The organism is Halomonas sp. H5 (assembly GCF_050613175.1).
GTDB lineage: Bacteria > Pseudomonadota > Gammaproteobacteria > Pseudomonadales > Halomonadaceae > Bisbaumannia > Bisbaumannia salifodinae.
Map to the genome: position 1 here is coordinate 1508161 of NZ_CP192510.1, position 20568 is coordinate 1528728.

At 68.0% G+C, this 20568-nt stretch carries 20 protein-coding genes and 3 tRNA genes; 12 read left to right on the forward strand and 11 right to left on the reverse strand.

Translation table 11 applies throughout. The features are described 5' to 3' along the window. The first annotated feature begins 30 nt into the window (after positions 1-30). The 4 genes from lpxC to ACQ1W9_RS06930 all read left to right on the forward strand — a co-directional run bounded on the left by lpxC (position 31) and on the right by ACQ1W9_RS06930 (position 1359). Positions 31-942, forward strand: a complete 912-nt coding sequence (gene lpxC, locus ACQ1W9_RS06915) for a UDP-3-O-acyl-N-acetylglucosamine deacetylase (protein ID WP_431025926.1) — start codon at positions 31-33, stop codon at positions 940-942. 122 nt (positions 943-1064) lie between these two features. Continuing rightward, a tRNA-Asn gene (locus ACQ1W9_RS06920) sits at positions 1065-1140 on the forward strand. Positions 1141-1171: 31 nt separating this feature from the next. Next, positions 1172-1247 (forward strand) — tRNA-Asn (locus ACQ1W9_RS06925). Positions 1248-1283: 36 nt separating this feature from the next. Continuing rightward, positions 1284-1359 (forward strand) — tRNA-Asn (locus tag ACQ1W9_RS06930). Between the two features lie 48 nt (positions 1360-1407). Here ACQ1W9_RS06930 and ACQ1W9_RS06935 read toward each other — a convergent pair. Beyond that, a complete protein-coding gene (locus tag ACQ1W9_RS06935) occupies positions 1408-2892 on the reverse strand; it encodes a RimK family protein (protein WP_431025927.1) in 1485 nt (494 codons plus the stop codon). Positions 2893-3049: 157 nt separating this feature from the next. Here ACQ1W9_RS06935 and ACQ1W9_RS06940 point away from each other — a divergent pair, with 157 nt between their 5' ends. Together ACQ1W9_RS06940 and ACQ1W9_RS06945 are read left to right on the forward strand one after the other, a co-directional pair. Beyond that, on the forward strand, positions 3050-3541 hold the full coding sequence (locus tag ACQ1W9_RS06940; protein WP_431025928.1) for a GNAT family N-acetyltransferase: 492 nt from the start codon (positions 3050-3052) through the stop codon (positions 3539-3541). Positions 3542-3735: 194 nt separating this feature from the next. Further along, the gene (locus ACQ1W9_RS06945; protein WP_346063463.1) at positions 3736-4221 is read left to right on the forward strand and encodes a YajQ family cyclic di-GMP-binding protein; all 486 of its coding nucleotides are present in this window, start codon (positions 3736-3738) and stop codon (positions 4219-4221) included. 149 nt (positions 4222-4370) lie between these two features. On the opposite strand, the gene ACQ1W9_RS06950 is transcribed toward ACQ1W9_RS06945, so the two are convergent. From ACQ1W9_RS06950 to ACQ1W9_RS06970, 5 genes are all read right to left on the reverse strand, one after another. After that, the gene (locus ACQ1W9_RS06950; RefSeq protein WP_431025929.1) at positions 4371-5177 is read right to left on the reverse strand and encodes a DODA-type extradiol aromatic ring-opening family dioxygenase; all 807 of its coding nucleotides are present in this window, start codon (positions 5175-5177) and stop codon (positions 4371-4373) included. A 104-nt stretch (positions 5178-5281) separates the two neighbouring features. Then, positions 5282-6202 (reverse strand): metal ABC transporter permease, encoded by a 921-nt coding sequence (locus tag ACQ1W9_RS06955; protein ID WP_431025930.1) that lies wholly within the window; start codon positions 6200-6202, stop codon positions 5282-5284. Positions 6203-6274: 72 nt separating this feature from the next. Next, complete coding sequence (locus ACQ1W9_RS06960) at positions 6275-7486, reverse strand: metal ABC transporter permease (protein ID WP_431025931.1); 1212 nt, start codon at positions 7484-7486, stop codon at positions 6275-6277. Next, positions 7483-8268, reverse strand: a complete 786-nt coding sequence (locus tag ACQ1W9_RS06965) for a metal ABC transporter ATP-binding protein (RefSeq protein WP_431025932.1) — start codon at positions 8266-8268, stop codon at positions 7483-7485. The genes ACQ1W9_RS06960 and ACQ1W9_RS06965 overlap by 4 nt, the downstream gene beginning before the upstream one ends. Then, complete coding sequence (locus ACQ1W9_RS06970; RefSeq protein WP_431025933.1) at positions 8265-9218, reverse strand: metal ABC transporter solute-binding protein, Zn/Mn family; 954 nt, start codon at positions 9216-9218, stop codon at positions 8265-8267. The genes ACQ1W9_RS06965 and ACQ1W9_RS06970 overlap by 4 nt, the downstream gene beginning before the upstream one ends. 158 nt (positions 9219-9376) lie before the next feature. On the opposite strand from ACQ1W9_RS06970, the gene ACQ1W9_RS06975 reads away from it, so the two are divergent. After that, positions 9377-9814, forward strand: a complete 438-nt coding sequence (locus ACQ1W9_RS06975; protein WP_431025934.1) for a YbaN family protein — start codon at positions 9377-9379, stop codon at positions 9812-9814. Positions 9815-9937: 123 nt separating this feature from the next. Beyond that, positions 9938-12574: an aminopeptidase N gene (gene pepN / locus ACQ1W9_RS06980; RefSeq protein WP_431025935.1), complete on the forward strand. Its 2637-nt coding sequence runs from the start codon at positions 9938-9940 to the stop codon at positions 12572-12574. A gap of 87 nt (positions 12575-12661) precedes the next feature. Here pepN and ACQ1W9_RS06985 read toward each other — a convergent pair whose 3' ends face one another. The 3 genes from ACQ1W9_RS06985 to ACQ1W9_RS06995 are packed head-to-tail and all read right to left on the reverse strand — an operon-like array spanning position 12662 to position 14916. After that, the gene (locus tag ACQ1W9_RS06985) at positions 12662-13048 is read right to left on the reverse strand and encodes a CBS domain-containing protein (protein WP_431025936.1); all 387 of its coding nucleotides are present in this window, start codon (positions 13046-13048) and stop codon (positions 12662-12664) included. Between the two features lie 24 nt (positions 13049-13072). Further along, positions 13073-13423: a P-II family nitrogen regulator gene (locus ACQ1W9_RS06990; protein ID WP_431025937.1), complete on the reverse strand. Its 351-nt coding sequence runs from the start codon at positions 13421-13423 to the stop codon at positions 13073-13075. Next, positions 13420-14916, reverse strand: a complete 1497-nt coding sequence (locus tag ACQ1W9_RS06995) for a DUF1538 domain-containing protein (RefSeq protein WP_431025938.1) — start codon at positions 14914-14916, stop codon at positions 13420-13422. The genes ACQ1W9_RS06990 and ACQ1W9_RS06995 overlap by 4 nt, the downstream gene beginning before the upstream one ends. Positions 14917-15126: 210 nt before the next feature. On the opposite strand from ACQ1W9_RS06995, the gene ACQ1W9_RS07000 reads away from it, so the two are divergent. After that, a complete protein-coding gene (locus ACQ1W9_RS07000; protein WP_431025939.1) occupies positions 15127-15822 on the forward strand; it encodes an MgtC/SapB family protein in 696 nt (231 codons plus the stop codon). Between the two features lie 106 nt (positions 15823-15928). Beyond that, positions 15929-16474 carry a hypothetical protein gene (locus ACQ1W9_RS07005; protein ID WP_431025940.1) on the forward strand — a complete coding sequence of 182 codons (546 nt, stop codon included), beginning with the start codon at positions 15929-15931 and terminating at the stop codon, positions 16472-16474. 105 nt (positions 16475-16579) lie between these two features. Here ACQ1W9_RS07005 and ACQ1W9_RS07010 read toward each other — a convergent pair whose 3' ends face one another. Beyond that, positions 16580-16786, reverse strand: a complete 207-nt coding sequence (locus ACQ1W9_RS07010) for a cold-shock protein (protein WP_346063474.1) — start codon at positions 16784-16786, stop codon at positions 16580-16582. 242 nt (positions 16787-17028) lie between these two features. Here ACQ1W9_RS07010 and ACQ1W9_RS07015 point away from each other — a divergent pair, with 242 nt between their 5' ends. Together ACQ1W9_RS07015 and ACQ1W9_RS07020 are read left to right on the forward strand one after the other, a co-directional pair. Then, positions 17029-17868 (forward strand): isopenicillin N synthase family dioxygenase, encoded by an 840-nt coding sequence (locus ACQ1W9_RS07015; RefSeq protein WP_431025941.1) that lies wholly within the window; start codon positions 17029-17031, stop codon positions 17866-17868. Positions 17869-17871: 3 nt separating this feature from the next. After that, positions 17872-18516 (forward strand): LysE family translocator, encoded by a 645-nt coding sequence (locus ACQ1W9_RS07020; protein WP_346063476.1) that lies wholly within the window; start codon positions 17872-17874, stop codon positions 18514-18516. A 59-nt stretch (positions 18517-18575) separates the two neighbouring features. On the opposite strand, the gene ACQ1W9_RS07025 is transcribed toward ACQ1W9_RS07020, so the two are convergent. After that, a complete protein-coding gene (locus ACQ1W9_RS07025) occupies positions 18576-20552 on the reverse strand; it encodes a transglycosylase SLT domain-containing protein (RefSeq protein WP_431025942.1) in 1977 nt (658 codons plus the stop codon). Positions 20553-20568 lie beyond the last annotated feature (16 nt).

The following is a 20568-nucleotide window of genomic DNA, read 5'->3' on the forward strand; positions in this document are numbered from 1 at the left end:
GATAACAAGCTTTTTGCCTGGCGGTTACCCATGATCCGACAACGCACTCTCAGCAACACCATTCGCGCCACCGGCGTCGGCCTGCACTCCGGCGAGAAGGTCTACCTGACGCTGCGGCCGGCCCCGGTCAACAGCGGCATCGTCTTCGTGCGTACCGACCTCGACCCGGTGGTGGAGATTCCCGCCCGTGCGGGCAACGTCACCGACACCACCCTGTGCACCGCCCTGTCCCGGGATGGCGTCAAGGTGGCCACCGTCGAGCACCTGATGTCCGCCTTCGCCGGCCTGGGCATCGACAATGCCATCGTCGAGGTCAGTGCCCCCGAGGTGCCGATCATGGACGGCAGTGCCGGCCCCTTCGTGTTCCTGATCCAGTCCGCGGGTATCGAGGAGCAGGAGGCCGCCAAGAAGTTTATCCGCATCAAGCGCGAGCTGGTGGTGCGTGAGGACGACAAGGAGGCCGCCTTCCTGCCCTATGATGGCTTCAAGGTGGCTTTTTCCATCGACTTCGATCATCCGGTGATGGCGCTGCGCGATCAGTGCGCCGTGGTGGATTTCTCCACCACCTCCTTCGTCAAGGAGGTCTCCCGGGCGCGCACCTTCGGCTTTATGCGCGACCTCGAGTACCTGCGCTCCCACAACCTGGCCCTCGGCGGCAGCCTCGACAATGCCATCGTGGTGGACGACTACCGGATCATGAACGAGGATGGCCTGCGCTACGAGGACGAGTTCGTCAAGCACAAGGTGCTGGATGCCATCGGCGACCTCTATCAGCTGGGCCATAGTCTGATCGGCGAGTTCCGTGGCGTGAAGTCGGGGCATGCCCTGAACAATCAGCTATGTCGCGTGCTGCTGGAGAGTCCCGAGGCCTTCGAGATCGTTACCTTCGAAGAGAAGAGCGCCCGGGCCCCGATCTCCTATGCGTCTCCGGCCATGACCTGATGCTGCACCGCCAGACATGACCGCCGCCTCCGGGCGGCGGTTTGCTTTTTGGCCTGGAAAGCCAGCTTACCCCTTGACCCCGAAGCAATAATCCTTATACTACGCCCCGTGTTCGACGCTGTTCCCCGATAGCTCAGTTGGTAGAGCAAATGACTGTTAATCATTGGGTCGCAGGTTCGAGTCCTGCTCGGGGAGCCAACCGCAGCGCGACGAACACCGCTCAGACCGATCCTCGATAGCTCAGTTGGTAGAGCAAGTGACTGTTAATCACTGGGTCGCAGGTTCGAGTCCTGCTCGAGGAGCCATCTCCTATCCCGGTCTGAGATCCTGCAAGGCGTTGTTCCCCGATAGCTCAGTTGGTAGAGCAAATGACTGTTAATCATTGGGTCGCAGGTTCGAGTCCTGCTCGGGGAGCCAAGCGCGCCACTTTCTGCTGATCACTGCCTTGTTATTGCCCCGACCCGGCTAACCGAGTCGGCGACGCTGTGTCTCCATGCGTGCCAGAAAGACCCCCATCAGCGTTTCGTAGAGGCGGTCCCCCAGGACCCGGTCCTCGATGCCGGCATCGATATTGGGGTTGTCGTTGATCTCGATCACCACCACCCGCTCGCCGATCTGCTTGAGGTCGACGCCATAGAGGCCGTCGCCGATCAGCCGCGTGGCCTTCAGTGCCGTGCGCACCACCGCCGCCGGGACCTCCTCGATGGCATGGGTGCTGAAGCCGCCGCTGCGGACCTTGGCCGCCGAGTGATCGTAGATCTGCCAGTGCCCCCGCGCCATATAGTAGCGACTGGCGAACAGCGGTCGACCATCGAGGACGCCGATGCGCCAGTCGAAGTCGGTGGGTAGCCACTCCTGCAACAGCAGCAGGGCCGAGCTCTCGAACAGGCGCGCCGCCTCCCGCTGCAGCGCCTCGGGGCCGTCGATCTTGACGATGCCACGGGAGAAGGCGCCATCCGGTACCTTGAGTACCCGCGGATAGCTAAGGGTCGAGGCCAACTCGGCCAGCCGATGACGCTCGCTGCGCTGGAGGAGGTGCCCCTGGGGGGCCGGGATGCCCTTGGCCTCGAGCAGGGTGTGCAGGTAGACCTTGTTGGTGCAGCGCAGGATGGAGCGACTGTCGTCGATCACCACCAGCCCCTCGTGCTCGGCGCGGCGCGCCAGTTGATAGCTGGGATGGTCCAGGGCGGTGGTCTCGCGGATAAAGAGCCCATCGAACTCCGCCAGGCGCCCCCGGTCGCGGTGGGTGATCAGCGAGACGTCGATGCCCAGGCGCCGGCCGGCGCGGATAAAGCGCTTCAGGGCGCCGCGGTTGCTGGGCGGCAGGGTCTCCTGGGGATCCACCAGCATGGCCAGCTCGAAGCGGTAGCGACGTCGCGCCCGGGGCGTGCGCCAGATGCGCCGCGAGTGGCGATTGAGCGCCGCGGCGAAGCGATCCTGCTCGTCACCATGGAGGGCCGTGAGGCGCAGGGGGCGCAGTCGGGTCAGCCGCCATTGGCCCTGTCGGGAAGTCAGCTGGGCCTCCAGCAATGGGCAGGGCAGTCGCTCGAAGAGCCGCCGGGCCAGGCGTGCCAGGGCCGGCGGCTCGCACTCGCCGAACATGATCCGCAGGCGAAGGACGTCGCCGGCCAGGGCTCCCTGGCGTGCCAGGGTGTTCAGTAGCGGTTCCAGGCCTTCCAGCTCCAGGTCGATCAGGGGCTTGCGGGCCAACTGGTTGAGGGTCTCTACCGTGGGGAGTACCCGCTGGCCACGGGCCTGGGCCAGCAGCGAGACATAGTAGCCGCGGCCCAGATATTCCAGGTCACCGCACAGGTTGAGGACCCGGGTGGTGCCGGACTCGCCGTCGAGGGGAGACCGGGAGAGGTAGTCGTCGGCAGCGATCAGATCGTCACTGGGGTAATAGGGGGACCAGTCGCTGAGCTTGTCGACGACGATGCGCAGGGCGTGCATGGGTGTCCTCGGTGGCGGGGCGCCGGGGTGGCGGCCATGGACGCAGCATGGGACGGGCGGGGAGGCAGGGATAATTGATTTATTTCATTATCACGGGCGGTGACAGGGTCTCGGGTGCATCGCACAATATCCTTGGACCTTTGCTGAGGACGCCTTCATGTCAGCCCAACTGCGGCCCGGTCACCTCGAGGACCTGGCCGCCCTCTATGCCCTCGAGCAGCGTTGCTTCGTCGGCGATCGCTTCACCCGTCGCCAGTTGGCGCATCTGCTGGGGCCGGCCCATGCCAGCACCTGGTTGCTGGTGGATGGCGAGGCCATTCTCGGCTATGGCACCCTGCTGCTGCGCCGCAATAGCCGCCGGGCCCGCCTCTACTCCTTCTGCGTGGCCCCCGAGGCCCGGGGCGGCGGCCTGGGTCGGGTTCTGCTGGAATGCCTGGAGGAGGAGGCCCGGGGCCGGGGCTGTGACTCCCTGCACCTGGAGGTGCGCGCCGATAATCGGGCGGCCCTGGCCCTCTATCGCCGCCGGGGCTTTCGCCTGACCCGCTGGTTGGACGACTACTACGTCGATGGCTGTGCCGCCTGGCAGATGAGCAAGGCACTGGTCGCGGAGGACCCGGCGGCGGATGAAAGGCCCGCGCGGCTGGGTTAGCAGCCTGTCAGGCATAACGCTGATCTGCTGCGAAATCCGGGCTTTCGGCCAATTTCATTCGATCAGATTCGTTAAATAGCTCGCTATTCGCCTCATCCGATCGATAAACTTGTCTCGAAATCCGTTTCTCTCGCGACGATCGGTCAAGCCCGACAGGCTGCTAGAATCGCCGCACCCATTGTCAGGAGCTGCCCATGCCTTCCTTCGATATCGTTTCCGAATTCGACGGCCACGAGGCCACCAACGCGGTGGATCAGGCCAACCGCGAGATCCAGACCCGCTTTGATTTCCGCGGCGTCGATGCCAGCTTCCGCCTCGAGGGCGAGGTGGTGCATATCGAGGCCGAGGCGGATTTTCAGCTGCAGCAGATGCTCGACGTTTTGCGCAATCGGCTGATCGCCCGGGGCATCGATGCCCGCTGCATGGATCCCCAGGAGCCGCAGCTGGGCGGCGTCAAGGCGCGCCAGGAGGTCAAGCTCAAGCAGGGCCTGGAGGCCGCCGAGTGCAAGCAGGTCGTCAAGCTGATCAAGGACTCCAAGCTCAAGGTGCAGGCGCAGATCCAGGGCGACAAGGTCCGCGTCACCGGCAAGAAGCGCGATGACCTGCAGGGTGTTATCGCCCTGCTCAAGGGCGAGCAGGGGCCGGAGCTGGCCTTGCAGTACAACAACTTCCGCGACTGAGCCTGGGGCCCGATAGCCAGGCTTGAGCCAGGTCGGGGCGGGCGGGGGGGCTTGTAAAGCGCGGCTTCGCCACCAAGGCTTGAGACGTCGCAAGGCGGCTCCCCATCCCATGATCCCTTCGGGCCCGCCATTCGGCGGGCCCGCTGCGTTCAGGCCAGGCGCCCCGACTCCCAGGCCTCGGCGAGGGGCTGGCTGGCCAGCATCAGCATGCTCAGGTTGCCGAAGGTGAAGCTCTCGTGGAGGGCGCGCAGTGGCTCGCCCTCCAGGGCGGCGGCGCAGACCAACAGCGGCAGCAGGTGCTCCGGGGTGGGATGGGCATGGCGTCCGGCGGGGGCCCGTTCGGCCCAGGCCAGCAGCGCCTCCGGGTCACCCTCGGCGGCGCGGTCGCGAACCCAGTCATGGAACGCCTGGGCCCAGGCGTCCGGGGCGGCGGCGAAGGGCTTGCGATCGCCCAGGTTATGGGTGGCGGCCCCGGAGCCGATCAGCCATAGCCCCTCGGCCTCGGCGAACTCGCCCAGGGTCCTGGCGAAGCGGCGCAGCTCGTCGCGGCTGGCCGCCATGGGTACGCTGATCGGCATCAGCGGCACCCGGGCCTCGGGCCAGACCAGGGAAAGCGGCGACCAGACGCCATGATCGAGGGGGCGGTTCGGCTCGAGGCGGGCCGCGAGGCCCCGGTCCAGGAGGCGTTCGGCCAGGCGGCTGGCCGCCTCGGGCAGCCCCGGTGCGGGGTAGCGCAGGCGATAGAGGGCCTCGGGAAAACCATAGAAGTCGTGGAGCGTCTCCGGCCTCGGGTCGCTGCCCAGGCGAATCTCCGGGCTTTCATAATGGGCCGAGACCACCAGGGCACCACGCGGGGCCGGCAGGCGCCGCCCCAGCTCGGTGAGGAAATCCCGGGCCGGGTGCTGGCGCAGCACCAGGTCCGGGGAGCCATGGGAGAGATAGAGTACGGGACGCATAGGGGAACCTCCTTGAGATGTCTCCAGCATACGCCGCCGGCAAGAGGCGCCAAGCTCATCCGGCTAAATGGACTCTTTCCTGCCTGGCAAGAGTCCCGCCGGCGTTATCCCGGGGGTGGCGCGGCGCGATGGCGGCGGGGGCCGAAGCGGCAGGCCAGCAGCAGGATCAGGCCGGCCACCACGCTGACCATGCCGGCGGCGCTGAGGCCCGCATCGATACCCAGCCAGCCGGGGCCATGGCCGGCCAGCACCACCCCCAGCACGGCGCTGGCCAGGGCGAAGGCCTGGCTCCAGGCCAACTGATGGCTCAGACGATCGGTCATCAGCCGTGCCGCCGCCGGGGGGCAGATAAACATGGCGATCACCAGGATCGAGCCCACCGCCTCGAAGGCGGCGATGGCGGCCACTGCCACCATCACCACCAGCAGTAGCTGGGTCAGTCCGGGGCGGGCGCCCTGGCTGGCGGCGAAGGCGGCATCGAAGCTGCCCAGCACCAGGGGCCGCCAGGCCAGCATCATGAAGAGGCTCACCAGCAGTGCCACCCAGGCCACCCGGCTCAGTTGCGGCGGCAGCCCCGCCAGGGCCTGAGGGTCCCAGAGCGCCGCCAGACGGGTACCCTCGAACCACACCAGGCTCTCCAGGTTGCCGTAGAGGGCGTGCTCCACGTCCAGGTGGACGCCGCTGGCGCCGCTCCACTCCAGCATCAGCACCCCCAGGGCGAAGAGGGCGGTAAAGGCCACCCCCATGGCGGCACTCGCTTCCACCCGGCCCAGGCGGCGGATCAGCTCGATCAACGCCAGGGTGATCAGGGCCGCGGCGCCGGCCCCCACTAGCATGGCGGGGGGCGCCAGGGTGCCGGTCAGCAGGAAGCTGGCGACGATGCCCGGCAGGGCGACATGGCTGATGGCGTCGCCGATCAACGCCTGGCGGCGCAGCACCAGGAAGTTGCCCAGCAGGGCACAGCTCAGGCTGCACAGGCCGGCGACCAGCAGGGGCACCAGACTCAGCATCAGGAACTCAGTCATCGACAGCCTCCGGTGGCATAAGGCCTCGTCGGGAAGGGCCGGCACTTACGATCGGTAAGGAGTGCCAGCGGCTTAGTCATGGGGTGCCTCCGGTGGTAGCCGGCGCTCCAGTTCATCGATCAGGTCGGGGGGCAACAGCCGGGAGATGGGTTCGAGCCGGCGTGCCCCGAGCTGTGCCGCCTCCTCGGGGTAGGCGTGGCGATAGTGCATCCACAGGCGCTCCTCGTGGCGGGCATCCCGGGCCGCGGCGCGCCCCTGGGCGGTGGCCAGGCCATCGCGACGGATATGGCCGAGTCGGTGCAGGATCCGCAGGGTGGTGGGGTCGAAGATCGCCTCGCCCCGGGCCAGGGCCAGCAGTCCCTGGCGGCAGTGCACCCGGCGCACGAAACGGTAGCGGTCGATCAGGTGGGCCAGCAGGCCGCGCCGGGGCGCGATCAGCAGCGAGGCCAGGAAGAGGGCGAAGGCGGCCAGTACCACCAGGGCGCCGCTGGGCAGGCGCGGGTGGACGCTGGAGAGGGTCACCCCCAGGTAGCCGGCCAGGGCGCCGGCGACGGCGGCGATCATCAGCAGGGCATGGGGGCGGTCGGTCCAGAAGCGGGCGGTGACCGGCGGGATGATGGTCAGGGCCACGATCAGGATCAGGCCGGTGACGCGCAGCCCCACCACGGTGACCGCCAGCAGCAGGCCCAGCAGCCAGGCGTCGGCCCGCCGGAGATCGACCCCCTGGGTCCAGGCATGCTCGGGATCGAAGCAGAGTAGCAGCAGGGTGCGGCGCAGGATCACCAGGGCCACCAGCAGGCCCAGGGCCATGGCCCCCAGCAGATAGGCCTCGCTGGCCAGCATGCCGGCGGTGGCGCCCACCAGGTAGCCGGAGAGCCCGGCCTGGCCGGCGACCGGCATGGCCTGGATCACCGTCAGTAGCACCACCCCAAGGCCGAAGAAGACCGAGAGCACCGCGCCGATGGCGCTGTCCTCGCCCAGCCGGGTATGGCGACTCATGGCCTGGACGGCGGCCAGCCCCAGGGCGGCGCTGGCCGCCGCCCCCAGCAAGAGCCCCGGCAACCAGCGGCCATCGCCCTGCACCAGGGCGATCAGGATAAAGGCCGCCGCCAGCCCCGGCAGGGTGGCGTGGCTGACCGCATCGCTGATCAGGGCGCGCTTGCGCAGCAGCACATGGCTGCCCACCATGCCCGCCGCCGCCCCCAGTAGCAGGGAGCCGAGGGTGACCAGCCGGGTGTTATAGCCCGCGCTAAGGGTCAGGGCATCGAGCCAGGCCTCCATCATGGCCGGAACGCCTCCGTCGCCGGCAGCAGCCGCGCCAGTTGGGCCGCCGTCAGTCGTCCCCCATAGGTCTGTTGAAGGTTGGCGGCGGTAAAGGCCTCGGCCACCGGCCCGGCGGCGACGACCTCCACGTCCAGCAGCAGCAGGTGATCGAAATAGTCGCGTACCGTGGCCAGGTCGTGATGGACGCAGAGCACGCTACCGCCCTGGGTTCGGAAGGCGCGAAAGAGCTCGATGATGGCGCGCTCGGTGGCCGCATCGACGCCGGCGAAGGGCTCGTCGAGGAGCAGCAGTTCGGCCTGCTGGGCCAGGGCGCGGGCCAGGAAGATGCGCTGTTGCTGGCCGCCGGAGAGGCGGCCGATCTGAGTCCCGGCGAAGGCCTCCATGCCGACCCGGGCGAGGCACTCCCGAGCCCAGTGGCGATGGCGGCGCCGGGTGGGTTGCCACCAGCGCAGTCGCCCGTAGAGGCCCATCAGCACCAGGTCCAGGGCGGTGGCGGGGAAGTCCCAGTCGATGCTGGAGCGCTGGGGCACATAGGCGATATGGCGTGGTGGTTGGGGCAGGGGGCGCCCCCGGACCAGCAGGTCCCCGGCGACCCGGGGCAGGATGCCCAGGGCCGCCTTGAGCAGCGTCGACTTGCCGGCGCCGTTGGGGCCGACGATGGCGCTCAGTCGGCCCGGCGGCGTCACGAAATCGACGCCCAGCAGGGCCAGGCGTTCGCCATAGCTGACCGTCAGTCCCTGGATGGCCAGCGGGCTGGTGGTCGGGTCGAGCGGCTCGTTCATGGGCGTGTCTCCGCCAGGCGACCCAGGCGTCCGCCGGGGGGAGCCTGGCCCCCCAGGGCCCGGGCGATGGTGGTCAGGTTATGATCGAGCATGCCCAGGTAAGTGCCCTCGTAGCTGCCCGGGGTGCCCATGGCATCGGAGAAGAGGGTGCCGCCGATGGCCACCGCCCAGCCCTGGGCACCGGCCCCCTCCACCAGGGCACGCACATTGCGCTCGGCCACCGAGGACTCGACGAAGATCGCCGGGACGCGGCGCTCCACCAGCAGGCGGACCAGCGCCTCGATGCGCGCCAGTCCCGCCTCGCTTTCGGTGGAGATGCCCTGGATGCCCACCACCTCCAGGTCATAGGCCTCGCCCAGGTAGCCGAAGGCGTCATGAGCGGTGACCAGCAGGCGCTGTCCCTCGGGCAGGCTGCCCAGCACCTCCCGGGCATAGGCGTCCAGGGCCTCGAGCTCGGCCAGATAGGCGTCGGTGCGCGCGGCGAAGGCGTCCCGCCCAGCGGGGTGCAGCTCGCTCAGGGCATCGCGGATCGCCTCCGCCACATAACGCCAGCGGTCCGGGTCCATCCACACATGGGGGTCGAACTGGCCGGCGAAGTCGCCGGCCGGCAGGCGCGCTTCCTCCGGCACCGCCTCGCCCACGGCGTAGACCGGGGTGTGTCCACTCAGGCGGTCGAGGAATTCCTGGAGCTGCAGCTCCAGGGCCAGGCCATGCCAGAAGACCGCATCGGCGCGGGTCAGGGCGACGATATCGCGGCGCGTCTGGCGGTAGAGGTGGGGGTCGACCCCGGGGCCCATCAGGGTCTGCACTTCCACCCGGTCGCCGCCGATGAGCGTCACGGCATCGCCGATCATGCCGGTGGTGGCCACCAGCCGCAGGCGTTCCTCGGCGGGGGCGACGCCGGCCAGCAGGCACAGCCACAGGACAAGAAGGAGGTGGGTTGGGCGCATGCTCGGCTCCTGGCTGGGAGAGAACGACGGAGACCGCGACAGGGCCCCGCTATTGGATTAGCCTAGTCGGACGATGGAAAAAACCCATTTCAACGCCGCGGCCGGCTAGGCTTGAATAGGTAGCAAGGAGATCATCGAGGCGGCCGGGGAGGGCGGCGATGCGAGACGACGTGGAAGTGAGTGGTTGGCTGCGCCCCGGTTACCTGGTGCTGGCCTGGATCAGTTTCGCCCTGGGCATGGTCGGCGTCTTCGTGCCGCTGATGCCCACCACCTGTTTCCTGCTCCTGGCGGTATGGGCGGCCTCTCGCGGCTCGCCGCGCTTCGCTCGCTGGATCCGCGAGCATCCGCGCTTCGGCCCGCCGGTGGTGGCCTGGGAACGAGAGCGCGCCATCCCCCGCCCGGCCAAGCGCCTCGCCGTGCTGATGCTGGGCGCCTCCATCCTGGTATTGCTCTTCACCCTGGGTCTGCTGTGGCTCAAGGTCACGATCATCGGCGGCCTGCTGCTGCTGGGGGTGTGGATCCATACCCGGCCCGAGCCGGGCATGGGGCGCTGCCCGCTGCGGGGCCTGGCCTCGCGCTCACCCCTGGAGCGTTAGCCCCGGGCCTCCGAGTAGAAAAAGCGTGCCAGCGGCTGATCCTGTCGTTGCTCGGGCAGCCTTTGAGTCTTCCGTCCCCGGGGCCGTACAATGGGGCCAATTCGCGAACAGGAGCCAGACTCGATGTCAGACCCCCAGCCCACCTATCTGCACGACTACCAGCCCCCCGCCTACCGCGTGACCCACACCGAGCTGAAGTTCGACCTGGCGCCCTCGGCCACCAAGGTCAGCGCCCGGCTGCAGCTGGAGCGCAACCCGGCGCGGGGCGAGGAAGCGCTGCCCCTGGAGCTGGACGGCGAGGGCCTGCGGCTCGAGCGTATCGCCATCGACGGCCAGGCGCTCAATCCCGATGAGTACGTCCAGGGCGACACTGGCCTGACCATCCACCGGGTGCCGGAGCGCTTTACCCTGGAGACCGAGGTGGTGATCGACCCCGCCGCCAACACCGCTCTGGAGGGGCTCTACCGCTCCGGCAGCATGTTCTGCACCCAGTGCGAGGCCGAGGGCTTCCGGCGCATCACCTTCTACCCGGATCGCCCCGATGTAATGGCCACCTTTACCACCACGCTGATCGGCGACGCCGAGCGGGAGCCGGTGCTGCTGGCGGGCGGCAACCCGGTGGAGCGTGGCGAGCTGCCGGGGGGCCGCCACTTCGTGACCTGGGAGGATCCCCACCCCAAGCCCAGCTACCTCTTCGCCCTGGTGGCCGGTGACCTCGAGAAGGTCGAGGACCGCTTCACCACCGCCAGCGGCCGGGAGGTGACCCTGCAGATCTGGGTCGAGGAGGAGAACCTGGGCAAGACCGACCACGCCATGGCCTCGCTGAAGCGGGCCATGCGCTGGGACGAGGAGACCTACGGTCGCGAATACGACCTGGATCTGTTCATGATCGTGGCGGTCAACGACTTCAATATGGGCGCCATGGAGAACAAGGGCCTCAATATCTTCAATTCGGCGGCGGTGCTGACCCATCCCCAGACCGCCACCGACGCCGCCTTCCAGCGGGTCGAGGGCATCGTCGCCCACGAGTATTTCCATAACTGGTCCGGCAACCGGGTCACCTGTCGCGACTGGTTCCAGCTCTCCCTCAAGGAGGGCTTCACGGTGTTCCGCGACCAGTGCTTCAGCGCCGACACCAATTCGGCGCCGGTCAAGCGCATCGAGGACGTCTCCTTCTTCCGCACCGCCCAGTTCGCCGAGGATGCCGGCCCCACCGCCCACCCGGTACGCCCCGATCACTATATCGAGATCGGCAACTTCTACACCCTGACCATCTACGAGAAGGGCGCCGAGGTGGTGCGCATGCTGCGCAACCTGCTGGGCTGGGAGGCCTTCCGCCGCGGCAGCGACCTCTACTTCGCGCGCTTCGACGGCCAGGCGGTGACCATCGAGGACTTCGTCGGCTGCATGGCCGAGGTCTCGGGGCAGGACCTCTCCCAGTTCATGCGCTGGTATGCCCAGGCCGGCACCCCGGAGATCGACGCCAACGGTCACTACGACTACGCCAAGGGGGAGTATCACCTGACCCTGCGCCAGCGCACCCCGGCCACCCCGGGCCAGCCCGACAAGCAGCCGCTGCATATCCCGGTGCGCCTGGGCCTGGTGGGCACCAAGAGCGGTCGCGACCTGTCGCTGACCCTGGACGGCGAGGCGCTGGGCACCGACACCGTGTTGCACCTGCGCGAGGAGGAGCAGCACTTCGTCTTCACCGAGGTGGCCGAGGCGCCGGTGCCTTCACTGCTGCGCGGCTTCTCGGCGCCGGTGAAGCTGCGCTTCCCCTATGGCCGCGAGGACCTGGCCTTCCTGCTGGCCAACGACTCCGACGGTTTCAACCGCTGGGACGCCGGCCAGCGCCTGGCCATGCTGGCCCTGGATGACCTGATCGCCGCCCACCGCAACGGCGTCGAGAAGGTCATGGACCCGCGGGTGATCGAGGCCTTCCGGGTACTGCTCGGCGAAGAGAGCGACGACAAGGCGGTGCTCGCCGAGATGCTGACCCTGCCCTCCGAGGCCTATATCGCCGAGCAGCAGCCGGTGGTGGACGTGGACGCCATCCATGCCGCCCGCAGCTTCGTCAAGCAGGGCCTGGCGATGGCGCTGCGCGATGAGTTCCTGGCGATCTATGAGGCCAATCTCTCGGAGGCTTCCTATGCCCCGGAGCCGGAGCAGATCGCCCGCCGCGGCCTCAAGAACGTGGCGCTCTCCTACCTGATGAGCATCGAGGACGAGCGCGCCATCGAGCTGGCCCAGCGGCAGTTCGAGGCCGGCCACAACATGACCGACGTGCGCGCCGCCCTGACCCTGCTCACCCACAGCTCGCGCAGCGACCTGGCGGAACCCGCCCTCAAGGCCTTCGGCGAGCAGTGGGCCCACGACCCCCTGGTGATGGATCAGTGGTTCACCATCCAGGTCACCCGGCCCCAGGAGGACGTGCTTGATCGGGTCAAGTTCCTGATGCAGCATCCGGCCTTCTCGCTGAAGAACCCCAACAAGGTGCGCGCCCTGATCGGGGCCTTCGCCGGCCAGAACCGGGTCAACTTCCACCGCATCGACGGCGAGGGCTATAAGCTGTTGGCGGAGGTGGTGATCGAGCTCAATCGCCTCAACCCGGAGATCGCCGCGCGGATCATCACCCCGCTGACCCGCTGGGCGCGCTTCGACGAGACCCGCCAGGCGCTGATGAAGGCGCAGCTCGAGCGCATTCGTGGCGAGGCGCTCTCGCCCAATGTCTATGAGGTGGTGGAGAAGGCCCTGGCCTGATCCCAGAGGACGTACGAATCGCAACGGGCCGCCCCTTGGGCGGCCCGTTGTGGTAGGGGCGGGCGTGAGGCGACGCTTGGCTTTGTACTAGTCGATCATCTCCATCACACTGCCGACGATATCGTTCATGGTCACCAGGCCCAGCAGCTCATTGTCGCGCAGCACCAGCAGGCGCTTGATGCCGTTCTGGGTCATCAGGCCGGCCACATGGCGCACATCCAGGCTCTCGCCCACGGAGATGGCGGGCCTGGCGCAGACGTCATAGACATTGACCAGGTCGATATCGCCATTCTCGGCGACGATGGTCTTGAGTACATTGGTGTAGGTGACCAGCCCCCAGGCGTCCTGGGGGGTCTGCTGTTCCACCACCAGCGACTTGAGATCATGGCGCTTCATCAGGCTCATGGCCTCGCGCAGGGTGGCGAAGGGCGATACGGTGACCACGTCCCGTACCATGATGTCCTTGACCTGCATGGGTCGTCTCCCTCGGTGATGGGCTCACAGGCTGTCGCGCAGCTGTTCCTCGAAGTGCTTGACCTGACTCATGTCGATACCGCCCAGATGCTCGATGGGCAGGGTCATCACCAGCCCCTGGGAGTCGTGCCCCTCGGGGTTGACGATATCCCGCACGGCCTTGAGCACTTTCAGTGACAGCCCCTTTTCCAGGGCCAGCAGCATCACCGTCTGGCTGCCCTCGTAGGTCAGCCCGAAGAAGGTCTTCTTGGGTTCATCGCCGATGCCGCGGCCCGACATCAGGGTCATGCCGCTGGCGCCGGCCCGCTTGGCGGCGTCGATGCACTCCTGCTCGAGCTCCTCGGGCACGATGGCCACTAGCAGGGCAAACTTCATGGGCTTTCACCTCGCAATGCCGCCATCCTCTCCACGAGGATGGCATAGCTCATTACCGTCACGATAGGGAAGATCGAGGCGAAGGCGATCAGCCCGAAGCCGTCGATCAGTGCGCTGCGGCCGTCGATATGGCTGGCCAGGCCGATGCCCAGGGCGGTGACCAGGGGCACCGTCACCTCGGAAGTCGTCACGCCGCCCAGGTCGAAGGCCAGGGCCACGATATAGCGGGGGGCCAGGAAGGTGAGCAGGATCACCAGGCTATAGCCGCCGATAATATAGTAGTGGATGGAATCGCCGCTGATGATGCGGTGCACCCCGAGGGTGATGCCGATGGCCACCCCGAAGGCCACCAGCAGGCGGATCACGTCGCCGCGTATCTTGCCGGCGGCGGCCTCCTCCGCCTGCTGACCCACGGCGATCAGCGCCGGCTCCGCCATGGTGGTGGCGAAGCCGATGGCGAAGGCGAACAGGTAGACCCATAGCCAGGTGTCGAAGCCGATCAGCTGTTCGGCCATGCGCTCGCCGATGGGGAAGAGGCCCAGCTTGAGTCCTACCACGAAGGCATAGAGGCCGACGATCACCAGGGCGAAGCCGATACCCACCTTGAGGGGGTTGGCCAGGGGGTGCCTGAGAATGGCGTACTGGAAGAAGAGCACCACCAGCAGGATCGGCAGCACGTCGCGGAGCATCTCGAACAGCTCCATCAGCATGGCCAGGAAGCCGCCGGGTAGCTTGCCCGCCTCCCCAGCGAGGGCCATGGCCTCGCCGTCGATCAGGCTGCCGGGGTCGGCATAGACCAGGATGCCGTAGAGCTGCACGCTGATCATCGGCACCATTACCGCCAGTGCCACCAGGCCGAAGCCGTCGATCAAGGGGTTGCGGCCGCGAATCGATGCCGCCAGCCCCAGCCCCAGGGCGGCGATCAGCGGCACGGTGACGATATTGGTGGTGACGCCGCCGGAGTCGTAGGCCAGGCCGACGATCTCCTTGGGGGCGAAGAAAGTCACCAGTACCACACTCAGGTAGCCGACGATCATATAGGGATGCAGGGGGTGGCCGAGGATGACCCGCAGTACCCCGAGGGCCATCACCAGGCCCACCGAGGTGGCGACGATCAGGCGCAGGGTCAGGGCCTCGATGCGTCCCTCACTGATGGCCTCGGCCTGTTCGGCCACGGCGATCAGCGCCGGTTCCGCCACCACTGCCGAGAAGCCGATGGCGAAGCCGAAGGCGAGCAGCACCGGCAGCGAGCCCCGGCGGGCAAACTGGTTGGCCAGGCGCTTGCCCACCGGGAAGATGCTCAGCTCCAGGCCGCGCAGGAAGAGGGCGATTCCTAGCGCCACGACCAGCAGGCCCGCCGCCATGCTCAGGCCGCCCTCGGGCCACTCCCGCAGTAGCAGGGCCTGGAAGCTCACCACCACGACCAGGATGGGGGTCAGGTTGCGCAGGGCGTGCCACAGGGCATCGAGAAAGTCCTTGAGTTGCTGCGTCAAGACCGACTCCAGGGCGTGAGGAGAGATGTCGCCAACACTATATCAGTCGAAGCGGTGACGGGAGCATGACGGGGGGCAATGCCTGATCCAGATCAAGCCGGGGGAGATCTCGCCCACCCAGCGTTGATAGTCACCGGAAGCCTCTACGCAAGTCCTTGTCATCATTGAACTATGCTGGAATCGAAAGGGAGTGGAATCGAGGGGGGCGGGATGACGAGCGAGCAAGTGATGATCCTGGTCTACCTGGCGGCGGCCTGGCTGGCGGGCAGCCTGATCGGCCTGGAACGCAGCTACCATGGCCGCCCCGCCGGCTTTCGCACCCATGCCCTGGTGTGCCTGGCCTCGGCGCTGCTGATGATCGTCACCACCCACCAGGGCGACTGGTTGGGGGGCATGCTGCCGACCACGGTTATTACCACCGACCCCACCCGCATGGCCCAGGGTATCATGACCGGCATCGGCTTCCTGGGCGCCGGGGTGATCTTCAAGGAGGGGCTGACGGTACGCGGCCTGACCACCGCCGCCTCGATCTGGATGACCGCGGCGCTCGGCATCCTCTATGGCATCGGCTTCCTGTTCCCCGCGGTCAGCGTGACTTTGATCACCCTGGTGACCCTGTCGCTGTTCCGCTGGGTGGAGGCGCGTATGCCGGGGCAGCACTTCGCCGATCATATGCTGGCCTTCCCGGTGGAGACGACGCCCAGCGAGGCGGAGGTGCGCGAGCTGATTCGCGGTCAGGGCTTTCGCATCAAGGCGCTGAGCTACCGCTTGACCCAGCGGGGCAGCGTCTTCGAGTACCATATGACCCTGCAGACCCATGATCGCCAGAACCTGGGGCGCCTGGTGGAGCGGCTGCGCGCCGAGGCCGGCCTGCTGGAGTTTCGTCTCTCTCCCCTGGCCGAGTAAGGCATACCGCGCCGCGGCCGCGGGTATTTGACTTGCTTGTATCCCGGGCCTTTGCTGGAATATGACCCCCGATGATTTCTCGCCATTCCTTTGTTGGAGACCCCGTATGAACATCAAACCCTGGATTCCCCTGGTCGCCGCCTCGGCCCTGCTGCTGGCCGCCTGCGGTAACGGCGAGGAGCAGGAGGCCCCGGTCCAGGAGGAGGCTCCGGTCCAGGAAGAGGCTCCGGCCCAGGAAGAGGCTCCGGCCCAGGAAGAGGCTCCGGCCCAGGAAGAGGCTCCGGCCCAGGAAGAGGCTCCGGCCCAGGAAGAGGCTCCGGCCCAGGAAGAGGCTCCGGCGGCAGGCGAGTCCCTCCCGGAGGCGGCCGCGGACGAGTCGCTGCCGGCGCAGGAGGCGCCCGGCGACGAAGTGCCCGAGCCGAGCCTGCAGGAGGGGCTGACCGAGGAGCCCGGCAGCCTGGACGAGCAGAGTGCCATGCCGGGTGAGACCACCGACTCCGATATCGATCAGTTCCTGGAGGAGACGGAGCGCCGCTTCGAGGAAGCCCAGCGCCGTATCGATGAGCAGTTCGAGGAGGCGGAGAGTCAGACGCCTGGCGAGGCCGCCTTCGACGAGACGCCGGCGGCCGAGCCGGAAGACATGGAACCCTGAACACGGCGAGGGGAGACGAGACGCAAGAAGGTCCGCCGAGGCGGACCTTCTTGTTGGTGCCATTTGCGTACCGCGGGGGTCGACAACTGGCGTCCGAGTCTGGCCTTAGTTGGCGACGCGGATGTTGGAGGCCTGGAGGCCCTTCTTGCCCTGAGTGACGTCGAAGGTGACCTTCTGACCGTCCTGCAGAGTCTTGAAGCCATCGGCCTGGATTTCGGAGAAGTGTGCAAAGAGGTCGTCGCCACCATCATCCGGAGAGATGAAGCCGTAGCCCTTGGTGTCGTTGAACCACTTGACAGTGCCAGTTGCCATCGTCGAATTCCTTACTAGCTAAATAATGTTGCAGGGGTCCGCTCCCCGGGGGGAATCGGCCCCGTAGTGCGTGGCTGACGCGAAGAAGAAGGCGCACTGGGAGTCTCGAAGGATCGATCAACAACTGACGACTTTCATCTTGCAAACCAACGCAATCGATGGTGCATCAGCGGCGGGGATGCGTCAAGATGACGAGACGAGCCCCGCTTGGATGCCCCGAAATCACTGTAGATGGAAAACCCATGCACGTCCAGAATGTCGATTTCACCCAGGATGACGCCCGTCAACGCTTCGTCGCCTCGCTGCGCGAGACCGGCTTCGCGGTACTGCGCAATCACCCCCTGCCGCCGCAGCTGCTGACCTCGATCTATCGCCACTGGCTGGCCTTCTTTCGCAGCGAAGAGGCGGTGGCCTGGCGTTATGACCCCCGTCGCCAGGACGGCTACTTTCCGCCGGAGGTCTCCGAGACCGCCAAGGGGCAAAGCGTCAAGGACCTCAAGGAGTACTACCACGTCTATCCCTGGGGGCGGATACCCCCGGCGCTGCGTGACGAGATCCTCGACTACTACCGTCGCGCCGAGGCCCTGGCGGCGACCCTGCTGGGCTGGATCGAGGCCGAGACCCCGGCCGAGATCGCCGCGCATTACCGGGAGCCCCTGTCGCGGATGATCGAGGACAGCCAGCAGACCCTGCTGCGGGTGCTGCACTATCCGCCGCTGCGCGGCGACGAGCTGCCCGGGGCGGTGCGCGCCGCCGCCCATGAGGACATCAACCTGATCACCGTGCTGCCGGCGGCCAACGAGCCGGGCCTCGAGGTGCGTACCCGGGAGGGGGAGTGGCTGGCGGTGCCCTGCGACCCGGGGCAATTGGTGATCAATGTGGGGGACATGCTCCAGGAGGCCTCGCTGGGTCACTTTCCGTCCACCACTCACCGGGTCGTCAATCCCGGTGGCCCGGCCCGGGAGCAGTCGCGGGTGTCGCTGCCGCTGTTCCTGCACCCGCGTCCCGAGGTGGTGCTCTCCGAGCGGCATACCGCCGACAGCTACCTCAAGGAGCGATTGCGCGAACTGGGAGTGCTCTGAGCCATGCTGATCGATGCCCAGTTCTGGCCCTTCCTGGTGGCCATCACCCTGCTGTCTCTGAGCCCCGGGGTCGATACCCTGCTGGTGATCCGCAACGCCAGCCGCGGCGGGGTACGCGACGGCGTGCTGACCAGCCTGGCGATCTGCTGCGGCCTCTTCGTGCATGCCGCCGTCTCGGCGCTGGGGATCTCGCTGATCCTGCTGCAGTCGGCCTGGGCCTTCTCGCTGCTCAAGCTGGCCGGTGCCGGCTACCTGATCTGGCTGGGCCTGCAGAGCCTGCTCAGCGCCCGGCGCGGGCGGGCCCTGCCGGTGGCCGGGGTCAGCGGGACCCGGGCCCAGGCGGTGCCGGCCTGGCAGCCGCTGCGGGAGGGTTTCCTCTCCAATGTGCTCAACCCGAAGACGGTGGTCTTCTATATGGCCTTCCTGCCCCAGTTTATTGCCCCCGGAGACCCGGCCCTCGCCAAGTCGCTGTTCCTGGCCGGAGTGCACTTCGTGATCGCCAATCTCTGGCAGATCACCCTCGTCTTGATGGTCGGCAGCGCCGGCCGCTGGCTGGCCAAGCGCTGGGTGGCACGCGGCCTGGATGGCGTCACCGGGGCGGTGATGGTGGCCTTCGGCATCAAGCTGGCGCTTAGCCAGCGCCCTTGAGCGGGTGTGGGGACAAAAAGAAAACAAGGGGGCGCCAAGGCGCCCCCTTTGGTTTTTCGCTACTGGCGGGCCAGCAGGGAGGCGTCATAGCTGCCGTTGGCCTCGCTGGAGCTCAGCAGGGCGATGCCGCGGGTCTCGCCGCCATTGGCCAGGCTCTCGAAGATCACCCGGTAGGTCATGATGGCCTGCACATAGTCGCGGGTCTCGCGGAAGGGGATGCTCTCCACGAAGAGGTCGAACTCCCGGGGCGAGTCGCGCAGCCAGCGATCGACCCGGCCGGGGCCGGCATTGTAGGCGGCCGCCGCCGCCAGGCGGTTGCCGCGATAGCGCTCCAGCATATCGCCGAGGTAGGTGCTGCCCAGGCGGATATTGAGCTCCGGCTCCAGGATCCCGTAGGGCCCCGGGTCGGCGAGGCCCAACTGGCGGCTGACCAGGGTCGCGGTGCCCGGCATCAGTTGCATCAGGCCCCGGGCGCCGGCGGGGGAGAGGGCCGCGGCGTTGTAGGCGCTCTCGCGGCGGGCAATCGCCATCAGCAGGTAGGGGTCGACCCCGGCCTCGTCGCCCCAGCGCCGGAAGCTGTCGCGGTAGGCGGCGGGGAAGCGCCACTCCAGGGCGTCCCAGAGGCGCCCGGCGATGGTGGTCTGCACCAGCTCGGCGTGCCAGCCCTGGCTCGCCGCGTAGTCGGCCAGCCGGCGCGCGGTCTCGCTGTTGGCCCGGGCCACGGCCCCCAGCCACTCGCTGTTGGCCAGCCCCGGCTCATCGATGCGTCGCAGCGCCTCGGTGCGGCGCACCACCGGCCACTGGGCCACCTCGCGGCGCTCCGTCTCGCTGTAGCGGTGGCGCTCGTCGCCCAGGGCGTAGGGCTGGCCGAGGCGGTCGGCGGCGGCGAAGGCGAAGAAGCTGCGCCCCTCGGCGGCGCGCTCATAGGCGGCCTGGGCGCCCTGGGCATCGCCCAGTTGCTCCAGGGCGCGGGCCAGCCAGTACTGCCAGCGGCTATCGCGGCGAGTGTCATCGGGCATCCGCGAGATCCAGTCGCGAACCCCGGCCCAGTCCCGGGCGTCGAGGGCGGTACGCACCCGCAGTTCCAGCAGGTCACCGGTGGCCAGCCGCGGCAGCGCCTCGTCCACCCAGGCGCGGTTCTCGGGGACGTCGCGCACCATGGAGTAGAAGGCCAGGTCCCGCTCGATGGCCCGACGGCGCTCCTCGCCGAGGCTCAGTTGCGGCGCCAGGCGGCGCCAGGTGGTCAGGGCGGCGGCGGTATCGGCCCGGGTCAGGCCATGCAGGGCGCCGCTGACCAGGCCCGGCGTCGCCGGATGATCGCCGAGACGGGGAGCCGCCTCGGCGATGGCGGCGTAGTCGCCGCGCACCCGTTCATAGGCGTCCAGGGCCGGCTGCCAGCCGCCGCCCAGTTGGCGGCCCAGGTAGCTCGCCAGCCCCGTCTCGCCGGCCTTCCAGGCTAGGATCAGGCGTTCCCAGGTCTCGGCATCGCCGATCACCCCGTCGCGGCGCAACTGCGAGAAGAGCGGGTTGCAGGCATCCGGCTGGGAGCGTCCCGCGAACCATAGCGACAGGCCGCCCCGGGCCGCCGCCTCGGGGTCACGGTCGAGCAGCGCCTCATAGTAGTAGCACTGCCGCTCGGTGCCCACGGGGGGACCGGCGCTGACCGCCAGCAGGCGGGCCCTGTCGCCGGCCTGGCCGTAGCGGCCGATGGCCTGGTTGCGCATCCAGCCGGCCAGGGGCGTGTCCTGGTGGCGTTCGATGTAGGCCAGTACCTCGGCGGGCTGCACCTGGGGCAGCCGGGCCCGCAGGCGGTGATACTCCACATAACCGGCCAGCACATGGCCGTCGATGGCGGCCTCGTCGATACGGCTCCACTGCTGATCGCGGGCCGCGCTCAGCGCCTCGCGAAGGGCCCGATCATCGGCCTGGGTCTGGGCGTGTGCCTGGGCCAGGCAGAGGGCGGCGGCGGTGACCAGGGTGGCGAGGCGGTGCTTGAACCGGCCGGGACGAAAGGAGAGAACGGGTCGATAGGCCATGGCATGCTTCCTGAAA